Annotated in this window: 13 protein-coding genes; 6 read left to right on the forward strand and 7 right to left on the reverse strand. The window is 40.0% G+C overall.

Annotation, left to right across the window (positions count from 1 at the left end; all coding sequences use genetic code 11):
- Positions 1-20: 20 nt before the first annotated feature.
- Positions 21-1,529, forward strand: coding sequence for an IS21 family transposase (gene istA, locus SATMO3_RS12710; RefSeq protein WP_371371065.1), 1,509 nt, complete (start codon positions 21-23; stop codon positions 1,527-1,529).
- Positions 1,526-2,263 carry an IS21-like element helper ATPase IstB gene (istB, locus tag SATMO3_RS12715; RefSeq protein WP_371371064.1) on the forward strand — a complete coding sequence of 246 codons (738 nt, stop codon included), beginning with the start codon at positions 1,526-1,528 and terminating at the stop codon, positions 2,261-2,263. Before istA ends, istB begins: the two co-directional genes overlap by 4 nt.
- Positions 2,264-2,932: 669 nt before the next feature.
- Here istB and SATMO3_RS12720 read toward each other — a convergent pair.
- From SATMO3_RS12720 to SATMO3_RS12730, 3 genes are read right to left on the reverse strand one after another with little or no spacing between them, the layout of a single operon-like run.
- The gene (locus tag SATMO3_RS12720) at positions 2,933-3,643 is read right to left on the reverse strand and encodes a B3/4 domain-containing protein (protein ID WP_371381158.1); all 711 of its coding nucleotides are present in this window, start codon (positions 3,641-3,643) and stop codon (positions 2,933-2,935) included.
- On the reverse strand, positions 3,640-4,191 hold the full coding sequence (locus SATMO3_RS12725; RefSeq protein ID WP_371381159.1) for a DUF554 domain-containing protein: 552 nt from the start codon (positions 4,189-4,191) through the stop codon (positions 3,640-3,642). Before SATMO3_RS12725 ends, SATMO3_RS12720 begins: the two co-directional genes overlap by 4 nt.
- The gene (locus SATMO3_RS12730) at positions 4,151-4,330 is read right to left on the reverse strand and encodes a DUF554 family protein (RefSeq protein ID WP_371381160.1); all 180 of its coding nucleotides are present in this window, start codon (positions 4,328-4,330) and stop codon (positions 4,151-4,153) included. The genes SATMO3_RS12725 and SATMO3_RS12730 overlap by 41 nt, the downstream gene beginning before the upstream one ends.
- A 230-nt stretch (positions 4,331-4,560) precedes the next feature.
- On the opposite strand from SATMO3_RS12730, the gene SATMO3_RS12735 reads away from it, so the two are divergent.
- Both SATMO3_RS12735 and SATMO3_RS12740 read left to right on the forward strand, forming a co-directional pair.
- Positions 4,561-5,400, forward strand: a complete 840-nt coding sequence (locus SATMO3_RS12735) for a MerR family transcriptional regulator (RefSeq protein ID WP_371381161.1) — start codon at positions 4,561-4,563, stop codon at positions 5,398-5,400.
- Positions 5,401-5,723: 323 nt separating this feature from the next.
- Positions 5,724-6,926 carry a WG repeat-containing protein gene (locus SATMO3_RS12740; RefSeq protein WP_371381162.1) on the forward strand — a complete coding sequence of 401 codons (1,203 nt, stop codon included), beginning with the start codon at positions 5,724-5,726 and terminating at the stop codon, positions 6,924-6,926.
- A gap of 127 nt (positions 6,927-7,053) precedes the next feature.
- Here the strand turns inward: SATMO3_RS12740 and SATMO3_RS12745 are convergent, their stop codons facing one another.
- The 4 genes from SATMO3_RS12745 to SATMO3_RS12760 all read right to left on the reverse strand — a co-directional run bounded on the left by SATMO3_RS12745 (position 7,054) and on the right by SATMO3_RS12760 (position 12,030).
- The gene (locus SATMO3_RS12745) at positions 7,054-8,346 is read right to left on the reverse strand and encodes a tetratricopeptide repeat protein (RefSeq protein ID WP_371381163.1); all 1,293 of its coding nucleotides are present in this window, start codon (positions 8,344-8,346) and stop codon (positions 7,054-7,056) included.
- Between the two features lie 74 nt (positions 8,347-8,420).
- Entirely contained in the window at positions 8,421-9,806 is a 1,386-nt protein-coding gene (locus SATMO3_RS12750) for a tetratricopeptide repeat protein (RefSeq protein ID WP_371381164.1), read from the reverse strand.
- Positions 9,807-9,919: 113 nt separating this feature from the next.
- Positions 9,920-10,798, reverse strand: a complete 879-nt coding sequence (locus SATMO3_RS12755) for a tetratricopeptide repeat protein (protein WP_371381165.1) — start codon at positions 10,796-10,798, stop codon at positions 9,920-9,922.
- Between the two features lie 446 nt (positions 10,799-11,244).
- Positions 11,245-12,030 carry a DeoR/GlpR family DNA-binding transcription regulator gene (locus SATMO3_RS12760; RefSeq protein ID WP_371381166.1) on the reverse strand — a complete coding sequence of 262 codons (786 nt, stop codon included), beginning with the start codon at positions 12,028-12,030 and terminating at the stop codon, positions 11,245-11,247.
- Between the two features lie 293 nt (positions 12,031-12,323).
- Here SATMO3_RS12760 and phnC point away from each other — a divergent pair, with 293 nt between their 5' ends.
- Both phnC and phnE read left to right on the forward strand, forming a co-directional pair.
- Positions 12,324-13,073, forward strand: coding sequence for a phosphonate ABC transporter ATP-binding protein (gene phnC / locus SATMO3_RS12765; RefSeq protein WP_371381167.1), 750 nt, complete (start codon positions 12,324-12,326; stop codon positions 13,071-13,073).
- Positions 13,070-13,882 (forward strand): phosphonate ABC transporter, permease protein PhnE, encoded by an 813-nt coding sequence (phnE, locus tag SATMO3_RS12770; RefSeq protein WP_371381711.1) that lies wholly within the window; start codon positions 13,070-13,072, stop codon positions 13,880-13,882. Before phnC ends, phnE begins: the two co-directional genes overlap by 4 nt.
- Positions 13,883-13,896: the final 14 nt, after the last annotated feature.

Raw genomic sequence — 13,896 nt, forward strand, 5'->3', positions numbered from 1 at the left:
GAGTATGGAGGCTGCTAGAAATGAAGGGATATTCTGTGTATAGCAAAATACATCAACTAAAAGAACGCGGATTCCGAAAAGATACCGTGGCGAAAAGTCTTGGCATCAACTGGAGAACAGTGGACCGCTACTGGAATATGACGGTGGATGAGTATGAATCTAATGTCGCCACGGTCTGCAAGGTCAGGCTGCTAGACGATTACCAGGACACAATCATCAGCTGGCTACGGGATTATCCTACGCTTAGCGCAGCACAGGTTTGTGATTGGTTAAAAGAACACTACAGCGCGACCTTTAGCGAACGAACGGTCTCTCGGTATGTAAAGAACCTGCGGAATGAGTATGATCTGCGCAAAGCACTCAATCAACGAGATTATGCAGCTGTTCCTGAATTGCCAATGGGGCAGCAATTGCAAGTAGACTTTGGCGAGAAGTGGCTGAAAAATGTAGACGGTGGCCGCATCAAGGTCTATGCTGCAGCTTTTGTTCTGGCACATTCCCGTTTTAAATATGCCGAATTACAGAGCCGCCCCTACACCGCTTCGGATTTGGTGCGAGTATGTCACCAATGCTTCAGGTATATGGGCGGAATGCCGCAAGAGATGGTTTTTGACCAGGATAGTATCGTTTGCGTGGCAGAAAATGCCGGTGATATCATACATACTTATGAATTTGAAAAACTTCGGCAGGAGTGCAAACTGAGTATTTATATGTGCCGTGGTGCTGACCCTGAAAGCAAGGGGAAGGTGGAAAGCACCGTGAAATATGTGAAAGGCAATTTTCTGGAAAACCGGCTTTACGTGGATGATGATATTCTAAACAGCAGCTGCCTGGATTGGTTGGAGCGTACCGCAAACGCAAAAATTCACGGAACAACAAAGCGTGTGCCTGCCGAAGTATTTGCCGAAGAACGGGAATACTTACGGCCGCTGGTCGATTGCGCAGAAAATAACGGCGCTCACCTATGTAGAACTGTCCGCAAGGACAATACCGTTATTTATGACAGCAACCGTTATTCCGTTCCACTTGGCACTTACAATGCGCAAAAAGAGGTTTGTATTGTGCCCAAAGATGGCATTTTATACATTCAGACTGTATTTGGCGATCGCATTTGCCAACATCGCATTTCCAACGGTCGGGGTCTGCTCATCCAAAGCAGAAGCCACCAGCGCGACAGAACCAGCTCTCTGAACCAGATGCAGGTTGCACTGGGTACGCTTCTTCTTGCCAAGGCGGATGACTTTCTCCAAACGATCCGTACAGAGAAATCCCGGTATGCCAGAGATCAATTTAAGCTGATCCATACGCTCTGCGACCAATATGCTGTAGACGCTGTCCTGGAAGCTGTAGGTTTTTGCCAGTACAGTAACCTTTACAGCGCGAATTACATAAAAGACTATCTGGAACACAATGCCTTTAAACAACCCCAGCCGCCAGAGTTGCCCCTTCCGATGAGCAATGCAAAGTATCATGTGACAACGCAAAAGCGCTCGCTTGATGTCTATGCCAAGGAAAGTGGTGACCGATGATGATGCGGCCAATTGACCGGGTAACTGGACTACTTTCTGATTTACGCATGACTCCCGTGGATTTTGAAGCACTTTTTGCAGGTAAAAATTCACTAACACCCGTGGAGAGTGTAGAACTGTTTTTACTGGAACAGCAACGGCTTCGAGTACAAAAACAGAATCTGCTACGCCGCCGCAGAGCAAGCCTGCCTGCTGAGAAAACCATGGATTCTTTTGATTTCGGTTTTCAACGCAGTGTTTCCAAGGAACAGATGTTGCGGCTAAGTGATATGACGTGGGTTGAACAAGCATACAATGTTTGCTTGTTGGGGCCTCCCGGCGTTGGTAAAACCCATCTTGCTTTGTCCCTGGCGGTGAAGGGGCTGAACTTGGGTTATGCAGTGGCGTTTGAAACCTTGGATACCCTTATGAAGATTCTAAAAACGTCCGAAATTTCCAGAGCCAGCAAACGTCGACTCAGATATTTAAGTAAGGCTGCTCTGGTGATTGTTGACGAAGTTGGGTTTATGCCACTCTCCCCGGCAGAGGCTAATTTATTCTTTAGCTTTGTGTCTTCTATGGCCGAGCGTACTTCGATGATTATTACATCAAACAAAGGGTTCGACGAGTGGGCTGAGTTCCTTGGCGATGCAACGATTACAACAGCCATTCTTGACCGCCTAATCCACCACTGCGAGATTATCAATATGACTGGTGACAGTTATCGCTTAAAGCACCGCAAAAGTATTACTTGAAAAACTCTGCACTTTGTGGCGGAAAACTCTGCATTTTGATTGACTGCTTACACCTAAATACAAAATGACAATTCACATTAAATAAATAGGTTATTTGGTGTAGTGAAGTTATTGTCCGTGAGATGTTTTTTCAGAAAAGGTTATTTATAAGCATTTCACTGGTGCCCTGTTCATAAAAATAACAAATTTAAAGGGAAAATAAGTAAGTCATCGAACTAGAGCCTTAACTATCAATAGTATAGCTAAGGCTCTAGTCATAGTATAGAACGGGTTATTCATCAAATAATCTATGGTAACAATTCATATGGATAATGTGTTCTTTGAGTTAAAAAGGACACGGAGTTACTTAACTGCTTAATTGTTAAGCTCATATCAATTCGTTCCGAGGCAGGTACAATTTCTAAAAAGGCAGTGTCAAAGTATAGGATAGAATTTTTCTATTCCTAATTCGTTAAGTAATTTTTTTCTATACACCACATAACAAACGCAAGGAATTAATGAAACAATACTCAAATCAGTGCCATAATTGCTATCTACTACAAAGAAGATTATAAGCCAGATTGCAATAACCAAATTGAAGGATATAACTGTGCAAATAAACAATTTCTTTATGTTTCTTTCCATGAATTACCTCCTATTTGTGTTCATCAACTTTTTTTTCTTATAAACTTAAATAGCACTTATACTAAAGCTTTTATCCTTAGCATCTACCCATCCGATACTTACCTCACAGCCCAGCTCATATTCGAGTACATGGGCTAGTTCTTTTTGAGCAGAACGCATAATATCCATATTGTTATCAGAAAAGCCGTCAATTGGAAAGAAAATATTTTTAGATTGAGTAGTGATTTTTCCCTCTTCACTTTGCCGCCATGTCCATCTTCTTGTCCTCACTGAGTTATTGGCGGCATACACAATTTCATTCTTATCCACTGGCTCAAACTCTTTACATCCAAACGGAATGAAATTATCTTGCTCCTTTGAAAACCGTAAAGTCATTTCTCCATTCATTGTATCAATGTCATGTGCACCAAGCGGAATTTTATATTTAAGCGATATGGCATTACCCAAATCAACTACTGTGTTAATGCTTGGTATGTCTTTTCCCTTAGCTATTTTTGTCAACAATGCTTCGATAGAACACATATATTTATTAGGATTGACATTAAGCTTACGGAAAGCCTCCCGGTAGCACAATACCGGTTCTATTTCTTTCACGTTTATATTCTTAAGAGAAGATTGACACAAAAGTATATTTTCCTCTAAAAACTTTTGAATTTTTAAATTAAGCACCGTATTATCTACTCCATGTGCAATTACAACGGCAAAGCAAACCGTATCAAGGATTTCAAAAACTTTATCTTCCACTGCGAATTTCATAAAAACCTCCTAATAAGTGAATGAGCAAAAACCATTATGGTGGGGACCAGTAAAGATGGCAGTAGATTTAATGTATTGAATGATTTAACTTTTAATATGGATAGCCCGGAAGCCAAAATGAGAAACCCTCCAACGATGGAGATTTCCGTCATAAATTCAGATGTAAGGAATGGGGCAATTTGATGCGCAAGAAGAAAAATACTCCCCTGCCAGATAAACAATACCAAGGCGGACAAGGAAATTCCTATTCCATAAGTTGAAGCCAACACAAGAGAAGTAACTAAATCCAATGTTGCATTAGTAAACAAATAAGTGTTGTTTTGATTAAGTGCGCTTTCAATTGGTCCGAGAATAGACAAGATTCCAAAGCAGAAAAGGATAATAGCTGTCGATAAACCTTGTCCGAGATTAGTTTTGGAGTATTTTCCCACAAGTTTATTAAATTTGCCATCCAGATCTATAGCCGTGCCTAAAATGCCACCAATTGCAAGACTTATAATAAACAAATCAGGATAGGCGCTGTTGGACATATTTTTTATAACAGCCATGTATGCCAAGACCTGTTGCTGCAAGTCCCATAGCATCGTAAAGAATATTGTGGTATTTCACTTTAAGTCCTTTTCTTATTACAATACCCACTACACTTCCAACCAAAATTGTGCCGGTATTTACAAATGTTCCAATCACTAAGATTCTCCTTTCACAACAATAACTATAAAATAACTATAAACTCTCTAGCAGCTAGAGAGTCAAGTGATTTTGAGTTTGTATTGTAATAGCAAATAGTTTTGTTGTTTCCAATGGTTTGGATATATCGCAATATTGATTGAACAAACAGGGTGAGCTAATATATAAAATAGAATAATTCGTAACTTAATGTTGTTATAATAGCTTTGTACGCAAGGAGGTATTGAAAAATGTCAGATGAGGATCACAAAGAAGCTGGTAAAAAGGCCTTTTACACGGTTGGTCAAATGGCCCAGCTTTTTCACATGAATATTCGTACACTTCGATATTATGATGAACTTGGCATCCTAAAACCGGAATATGTAAATCAAGATACAAATTATCGCTACTATTCTACAAATCAGTTTGAGCGTTTGAATACAATAAAATATTTGCGTGCTTTAGATGTACCACTAGAAAAAATATCTAATTTTTTCGATGAAAAAGATGTCAATACCATTTTATCTATTTTTATTGAGCAGCGTGATAGTGTCTTAAAAAAGCAAGAGCAGTTAGCACGGATTGAAAAAAAAATTTCAAACCGCATTGAACAAATAGAAACTGCCCTATCAGCACCATATGGTAAGGTCATAGTCAAGTGTTTACCACAAAGAAAGATTGTATTATTAAAGAAAAAATTTACTTTTGCTGATGATTTTGAACCTCTCATTCGGGATTTATGTAAAAATCATTGTCTGGATGATGATATTTTTCTTGGAAATGTTGGTGTATCTGTTAGTCAGCAGGATTTAATCAAAAGACAATTTATACACTTTTCATCTATTTTTGTAATCGTTGAAACCGACGGTTTCAAAAATGAAGATAATGTATTGCCAGAAGGCTCTTATGCAACCGTCCAATATCAGGGAACTCATGAAGATGCTGTGCCGTATTACGCTTTGCTATTAAATTATCTTAAAGATTCTGGCTTCCAAGTTAAAGGGGATTCTGTAGAAATTACTATAATTGATACAGGAATTACAAATGATTGCAATAAATTCGTGACAGAATTACAAATACCATTCCAATAGTCAAATTATTTTATCATTAGACACTTGACCTTCTAGTCAATAGAAGGTCAAGCTATGTTGAGTGCCCAAATGAAAAAATATAATCTGTCTTTGAGTAAATAAAGAAAGCTTTGTTATGGCTGATACACGAATGGGCCTCTACACCGATTAACCATTAAAAATGGAAGGGTCTGTTTTTTCATGGTCAAGGTCATATCTTTTTTAATATTAAAGGTTCAAAAACTTGAATAAATACACAGTAATAAATAGAAATAGGAAAATATAATTATTTGGAAATTTTTATACTTATTTCTGGGTTATTCATAAAGGAGTGGATAGTAACAATGAAAAAGTGGTTTGGAATCTTGTTTTTGATTATTCTTTTGATGCTAGGCCTGACATTGTCGGCGGGAGCTGTAAATCAACCGAATTATAAGCCGGACGATTTGGTAATGATGAAGGTCGCTCTGCCGGGTGGAGAAAAATGCGGCTACCTATTGGTAAACAACGGTAAGTGGGTAATTTTACCTCAATTTGAGGAAGCCCGTAACACTTTTTTTCGCGGTTCCGAGCTAGCGGCGGTCAAGATGGGGGGAAAATACGGTTTTATCAATATTAAGGGACAAATGGTGATAAAACCCGAATATGACAAGGTAGGATGGGCCTGGTCTGAGGACTTGATGGAGGTGCAGGTAGGTAAGCTGACCGGATTTATTGATATGACCGGGAAACAAGTGATCGAATTGCAATCTGGTGTGGTGAACCCTTTTTCTGAGGGTCTTTACTCGGTTTTTTCAGGAGCAAGAACAAAGTACATTAATAAAGCCGGAGCAGTGATGTTTGAAGTGGATGGAAGAGGCCAAAATTTCCTCGAAGGTCTTGCCCCAGTAATTAAAATTCAAGGAAGAGCTGCGGTAGAGTTTATAGATAAATCAGGGCAAACTGTAATCGAACCGCAACCAAGCTTATTGATAGACGGGCTGCGGTGGAGTTCGTTTCATGAGGGGCTAGCCGTAATTAAAATTGATAACAGGTTCGGTTTCATTGATAAGCAAGGGATACTCACCATTCCTGCTGTGTTTGACTGTGCAACTGATTTCAGGGATGGACTGGCGGCTGTTTTCGTAGGACAAAAGATTGGCTATATTGATACCAGCGGAAATATGGTTTTGCCGGCGCAGTATGATCCCGTCGGTAAATGGCTCCCTATGATGGCGCTGGACTTCAGCTCATTTCATAATGGTATAGCCAGGGTGAAATGGAACGACAAGTTTGGTGTTATTGACAAGAAAGGTAACTGGGTGGTTCAGCCTGTATTTGATAAAGCTGTGGATTATTTTTACTCAAAACAAAAAATAGTAGTAGTTGGCGGTTATTATTATGATCAAACCGGAAAAAAACTGGATCACTATGTAAATCATATGAAGGATGCTGATACTTCGCTAAAAGAAGGTAATGTACAAAAGGCAATTGCTTATTATAAAGCGGCATTAAAAATCAATCCAGGGGATGTATCAGCAACATGGAAATTAAGTCTGATAAAATAGTATTTACTAGTGAGATGGAACTGTTTCAATAGCAGCAAGATTATATTAAATAAATCAAGAACCCGAAGCCGATAGATAGCTTCGGGTTCTTGATTTTAGATGCCGGTTGTTTACACCGTAGCCCTTGTTAGGGTGTGCCAGCAAATTGCCGGATTAGGTCATTAGCCATTCGAATCATTTCCTGGTCTGTGCTGAGTTGAATGCTTTGACGAAGGGTGGCTATTGCCTCTTGGTTATTATTAAGGGAGGCCAATGCTACTCCTTTCATATAATAAGCTTTTGCATACCGGGGATCTAAGGCGATGGTATTATCGAAATCGGCGATGGCGTGCTCATATTGACTTAATCGGCAATAGGCCTGGCCCCGATTATAGTACATGAGTGCAGACAAAGGATCAATTTCAATTGCCTTGTTATATTCGGTGATAGCTAGCTCATATCGATTTAAATAAACGTAGGCAACGCCTTTGCTCGTGTAAGCATTCGCATACTGAGGATTAATGTCAATGACTCTGTCATAGTCGGCAATAGCCTTTGCGTATTCGTTTAACCGTGCATGGGCAAGACCACGGTTGTAATATGCATTTATATACTGGGGGTTAATTGCAATAGCTTTGTCAAAATCGGAAATCGCTTGATCAAACTTGTTTATATGTGCGTATTCGGTGCCGCGATTATAATAAGTGACAGGATCCTTTGGGTTTAGAGCTATCGCTTGGTCATAATCTGCGATGGCCTGCTCATAATGCTTTAAGGCGGCATGAGTAGCGCCACGGTTGGTATATACAGATGCATGATTAGGCTTATTGGCTATCATTTTATCAAAATCCGCGAGAGCCTTTTCATACTGCTTCAGCTTGTAATAAATCTTTCCCCGGTTATAGTAAACATGCGCGTAATTTGGGTCAATGGCAATTGCCTTGTCAAAATCGGCAACGGCCTGCTCGTACTGGTTTAATTCGGCATAGGCGTTACCACGGGCATTATACATGTATTGATCCGTAGGTCTAATGGCAATGCCTTTATTATAATCAGTGATAGCTTGCTCATATTGATTCAAATGCTCGTGGGAAAAAGCACGGTAATAATATACGGAGGGGTTATCCGGCTGCAAAGAGACTGTTTGGCTAAAGTCTTCAATAGCGTTATCATATTGTTTCAGTTCATAGTACGCTTTGCCACGGTTATAATAAGCTTCAGCATATTTGGGATTGATAGCAATGGCCTTGTTAAATTCAACGATGGATCGGTCATATTGTTGTGCCTTCAGTTGCGCGACTCCAAGATCAAAGAAATCCTTTGCCATTAATTCTTCAGCCTTTGCAACTGAGGAACGTGACAAAATCAGAAAAAGAGCAACTAGTAATAAAGGCAGTAAAACTTTGAATGGAGACTTGTCATTTAGATACCATATACGCATAGTACCTCCTAATGATTAAGTTGGATAAATTACATTTAATTATCCAATTGACGTTTGGATCAATAAGAGCCTAATCATGACGTTTCAGTGAGTTTAAGGATATAGTCCTTTGCCTCATTGAGTGATGAGTCGTCAGTTCCAAGCGCAATGTACTGACCGAAGGCAGCAATGGCCTCCTGGTTGCGGTCCAGGTTCATTAATGCGAGTCCTTTGTAATAATACAAAGCGGCAAATTGGGGATCAAGGGCAAGGGCATTTTCAAAGTCGGTAATAGACTGATGGAATTTACCTGACTGTAAGTAAGCTATACCTCGATATAATGTGTACCTAAAGACACTCTCTTGGTTCGGTTCAAGCGCCAGCGCTTTGTTGTAGTCAGCGACGGCACTGTCATATTGCTTTAAGGCTAAATAGGTATTGCCACGGCCGAAATATGTATTCGGAATCGCCTTGGAAAACTCTAAAGCTTTGTTGAAGTCAGACATAGCCTGCTCAAAATTTCCCAACTCGTAGTAAGCAAAGCCCCGGTTAGCATACGTGGGTTCGAGCTTGGGATTAATTGCTATGACTCTGTCATAGTCGGCGATAGCTTTATCGAATTGTCTTAACTCATAGTAAGCGAAGCCCCGATTAGAATATGGAAGTTCGAAATTGGGATTAATTGTTATGGCTTTATCATAGTCAGCGATAGCTTTGTCGTTTTGTTTTAAAGTACAATATGCATTTCCACGGTAAAAGTAAAAACTAGCAGAATTAGGTGTAATGGTAATTGCGTTATCAAAATCAGCAAGAGCCTGTTCATATTGTTGTAGATGATAGTTAGCAAGTCCACGACCGCTATACGCGGCAGCATCCTGTGGATTAGTTAATATGACCAAATTAAAATCATCGATGGCTTGGTTAAATTGCTTTAGGTTACTATAAGCAAGGCCCCTTTTAAAATGTAAGTTCATATCTTGTGGATCAATTGCTAGATACTTATCAAAGTCAGCGATGGCCGAGGGGTATTGTTCCAGATCAAAATAGACAATCGCTCTTGTTCTGTAGACCTCGATGTGTTGATATCCGGATGAAATGGCCTGGTTAATATCAGTTATAGCTTGCTGAAATTGTCCTTTGGCGTAATAAGCTTTGCCACGCCAATAATACGCATATCCATACTTGGGATTAACCTCAATGGCCTTGCTAAAATCGGCGATGGCTAAGTCAGGTTGTTTTAGCGCAATGTACACAATGCCACGGTTGTTGTATGCATATTCGAACCGCGAATTAATGGTGATGGCTTTCGTGAAGTCGGAGATAGCCTGGTCAAATTTTTCTTCTACGAAGAAGTCAAGTCCGCGATTATTATACCCTCTTTCATCCTGTGGCTCGGCATTCGCTAACAAAGGCATAGAGGCAAGCAGTAAAATACAGATAATTAACGAAACACCGGATTTATGTTTTAGATGGCGTAACACGAAACCCAGCCCCTTTGGCTTAATATCCTGTGCGTTATTTAACCATTGTTGTATGGAATCTCCTTTTTTAATGGAAAAAAGAGCTTACCTAGTTGATGCGATAGGGACACTCGTCACTTGTCAGGGGGGCCACCCAGTTTAATAATTGATTTTTTTGCAATGTCAACAAGGGTGGGATTATCGCCAATCCGGATGCATTGCCGGAAAGCATCAATTGCCTCTTGGGTACGGCCTAGCAGCGGCAGTGTAGCTCCTTTAATGGCATAGGCTTTTGAATAGTTGGGATTAATAGCAATGGCTTGATCACAGTCGGCGATAACTTTTTCATATTGTTTTAACCGCGAATACGCCAGACTCCGTTGATAGTAGGCTTCTGCGTCTAAGGGATTAATAGCAATCGCTTGCTTAAAGTCAGTGACCGCTTGCTCGCAGCGATTTAGATTATAATATGCTATGCCGCGTCTTAAATAGGAGGCCGCATGCTTAGGATTTATGGTAAGGGCATTATCAAAATCGATGAGAGATTGTTCGTATTGTTTTAAATCAGTATGGACGAGACCACGACAAAAGTAAGCTTCGCCAAACTGTGGGTTAAGGGTGATCGCTTTGTTCAAATCAGCAATAGCTGGCTCAAGTTGGTTTGACCAAAAATAAACTCTACCGCGCAAAAAATATTTACCTGCGCTCTGAGGAGCGAAGTCAATTGCTTTACTGAAATCTGCAATAGCCTGTTCATAATGCTTAAGCCGTTCATGGACTAAACCGCGTAACCCGTATGCGTCTCCGTACTTTGGATTAATCGCAATGGCTTTGTCTAAAGAGGAGATAGCCTTCTCGTATTGTTCTAATTTATAATAGTCTGAGCCACTGTTATAATATCCTTCTGCTGGCGATTCGGCGCTTGCAACTGATGGTATAAATGTGATTAGAAAAATAGTCAAGATTAAGATTGTGAAAAGTTTGGTTTCTGAGAGGTATTGTCTATTAAGCATAATATCCCCCTAACGATTCATTCTTATGGATAGTTTTCCCTGAATAATTTAATTTTCCTGCCCAAATGCAAAAGGTTATATGCGAACATCTCATTGGAGCGACGTCACGGCAGGCGAAGTCGGCTGATGGTCAAAGAAGCGATAAAACGCGGCGAACAGGCGATGGCGGAAGAAGCTAAAGCCAATGGCGCAGCACATCAAAATGCAAAATAATGAAAATACCCGAAGATTAAATTCTTCGGGTATTTTCATGTATTACATAACAGGCCATTGCCTTGAAGTAATATTGTAGTGTTTTTTGTGCCTCATAATAAAACATCATTAGATAAACTTTATCTTATCCGACGAGTTAAGACTCCCGCCTCTAGAGGCGGCGTCAGTTCGGGGGTGGCGTTGACTCTCCACCTGAACCCCAGAAGTTTCAGCTTTTTTGAAACGAGTTCACGTTATTTTGCAGTCAACCATTGCAACTGGTCTAAATCAATCTCATTTATCCATTCATCAGGCATTTCGTGATCACAAACAACCATATCGAAATCTTTAAGGCTTGCAAAGTTATACAAATGATTAACATTCATTTTGCTGGAATCGGCGACTAAGATGCTGAGATCAGATTTTTCTATAAGCAGCTTGGAAAGCTGGATGTGCTCTTCCAGAAAGGTGCTAATATTTGCCGGGGAAAAACCGGCACAAGATAAAAAGGCCTTATTAACAGAGAGTTTCGCCAGCATATTTTCAGCAAAAAAACCACTTGTGGCCATGGACACAGCGTTGGCTTCCCCGCCAACAAGGACCACTCTGCCATCAAAAGTCCCTTCCTTTTTGCAGTTTAGTAATCCAAATGAAATTGGTAAAGAATTGGTAATAACAAACAGATTTTTTTTCATTAAAAGATTCTGTGTTATTTGTTCGGTTGTGCTTCCGCCTAATAAGGCAATTGTATCGTTGTCTTCAATAAGATTTGCAGCTGTGGCGGCGATTTGTTTTTTTATATCCAGATTATAGACCGCCCGTTCATTATACAAAAGTTCCAAATGCGTATTTTTAACTTTGATTGCTCCCCCAAAAATTTTAGTAAGGTGATTGTTTGCGGCTAAATAGTCGAGATCGCGGCGAATGGTTTCCATGGATACGCCAAATTTTTGGGCTAATGTTTTTACATATACTTTATTTTTGACATTTAGTTCATCAAGTATTTTTTGTCTTCTTTGTTCAATGGATTCATATAGCATTTATATTCACCTACATAAAAGTTTAATGTTACTTAAATTTTAACCTAATTTGACTATTTTTGCAGCGTTTTCTCAGGAAATAAACCTATTGAAATTCGGATGTGAATATATTGCTTATTCTCTGTAACTGAATAATGATATAGCTGTGTTGTTTTTATATTGTTTTTATGTGAGTTTAATGTGGTTTTAACATTCTCGTAACATTTTCCCACACAAAATTTATTATAATCAAAGTACAGCGAGAGTGATATAACAGACGTTCGTAATGTGAACAGGCGTAGGGAGTGATGTTTATGATATGCATAAATAATGTAAGTAAGTCGTTTGGTAAGGAGCTAGTATTACAATCCGTGTCTTGCCGTATTGAAAGGTATACGCCAACCGTTTTACTTGGTCCCAGCGGTGCTGGCAAATCGACGCTTCTCCGGTGTATCAACGGGTTAGTTACTACTGACAGTGGCCAGATCACCATTGACAATGTGGCACTGCCACGGCATCCGCAACAGCTTCGCGAATTTAGAAAATCCATCGGCATGATTTTTCAGCAATTTAATCTTATTAAACGGGTATCTGTTATCGAGAATGTACTATGCGGGCGGCTGGGCTATACTTCTATATTTCAGTCTTTACTAACCAGGTTTACGAACGCCGATTATGAATTGGCCTGCCAATACCTTGATAAAGTTGGGCTTTATGATAAGCGCCTGCAAAAAGCAGGACAATTAAGCGGCGGGCAGCAACAGCGAATCGCTATTGCCAGAGCCTTAATGCAACGGCCCAAAGTTTTACTGGCAGATGAGCCTGTTGCCAGTTTGGATCCCAAAACATCGCTGGTAATTCTTGACTTACTAACTAAAATCAGTGAGGAAGAAAAAATTAGTTTGGTATTAACCTTACATTCGGTGGAATTGGCCTTGCAATATTCCAAGGAGATTATTGGCTTGAATCAGGGTAAAATTATGGCCCGCTACAATACAAATAAAACGAATGCCAAGGAATTATATTCCGTATACGATCAGTTTGAGGAGGTCGCCAATTGGTGAAAAAAGACGAACTTAGTTTCCAGCCAAAAATCGATATAGAAACAATAAAAAACGAAATGTCGCCAAGTTTTCGCTGGTATTACATCATATTGCTGATTATGGTGCTGATTTGTTTTCAACAAACTGGATTTTCCTTCGCAAAATTAATAAAAGGTTTACCGGAGATGGCGAAATTTGTTGCGCATGCATTTCCGCCGGATTTTACCAGGTTTAACGAATTGGCACTATCCATTTTGCAAACAATTGAGATTTCTGTTGCTGGTACAATTTTAGCGATTATTATTGCTTTGCCGATTGGTATTGGCGCTTCAGTCAATTTTTCTCCTAATCCAATTGTTTATAAAAGTTGTAGAACGCTTTTGAATTTCACACGGTCAGTATCGGAAATGATTGTTGCCCTTGTTTTTGTAACGGCGGTAGGGCTGGGGCCTTTTTCGGGCGTGATGGCGCTTGCGGTACACTCGGCAGGTATGTTGGGGAAATTTTATGCTGAAGCGATTGAGAATGTTGGTAAAGGAGAAATAGAGGCTATCAAATCTACGGGAGCAAACACCTTTCAGGTTTTGAAGTTTGCTGTGCTGCCGCAGGTATTGCCGGAACTTGTTACTGTTATTCTGTATCGGTGGGAGGTTAATATACGATCGGCGACTGTGTTAGGCATGGTAGGCGCAGGCGGCATTGGCTTCGATCTGATTACAGCTATAAGATTATTTCAGTATCAGGAAGCTTTGGCCATTGTGTTGTTAACCTTGATTACCGTCGCCGTTATCGACCAAGTCAATAATCGCATCAGGGCAAAAATTATTTAAGAAAAGAGGAGAAG

The organism is Sporomusa aerivorans, from assembly GCF_041428895.1.
GTDB classification, from domain to species: domain Bacteria; phylum Bacillota; class Negativicutes; order Sporomusales; family Sporomusaceae; genus Sporomusa; species Sporomusa aerivorans.

Bases quoted from the DNA above. Each gene is read 5' to 3' on its own strand.
- istA (WP_371371065.1), top strand. From the start codon at position 21: ATGAAGGGATATTCTGTGTATAGCAAAATACATCAACTAAAAGAACGC.
- istB (WP_371371064.1), top strand. From the start codon at position 1,526: ATGATGATGCGGCCAATTGACCGGGTAACTGGACTACTTTCTGATTTA.
- SATMO3_RS12720 (WP_371381158.1), bottom strand. From the start codon at position 3,643: ATGAAATTCGCAGTGGAAGATAAAGTTTTTGAAATCCTTGATACGGTT.
- SATMO3_RS12725 (WP_371381159.1), bottom strand. From the start codon at position 4,191: ATGGCTGTTATAAAAAATATGTCCAACAGCGCCTATCCTGATTTGTTT.
- SATMO3_RS12735 (WP_371381161.1), top strand. From the start codon at position 4,561: ATGTCAGATGAGGATCACAAAGAAGCTGGTAAAAAGGCCTTTTACACG.
- SATMO3_RS12740 (WP_371381162.1), top strand. From the start codon at position 5,724: ATGAAAAAGTGGTTTGGAATCTTGTTTTTGATTATTCTTTTGATGCTA.
- SATMO3_RS12745 (WP_371381163.1), bottom strand. From the start codon at position 8,346: ATGCGTATATGGTATCTAAATGACAAGTCTCCATTCAAAGTTTTACTG.
- SATMO3_RS12755 (WP_371381165.1), bottom strand. From the start codon at position 10,798: ATGCTTAATAGACAATACCTCTCAGAAACCAAACTTTTCACAATCTTA.
- SATMO3_RS12760 (WP_371381166.1), bottom strand. From the start codon at position 12,030: ATGCTATATGAATCCATTGAACAAAGAAGACAAAAAATACTTGATGAA.
- phnC (WP_371381167.1), top strand. From the start codon at position 12,324: ATGATATGCATAAATAATGTAAGTAAGTCGTTTGGTAAGGAGCTAGTA.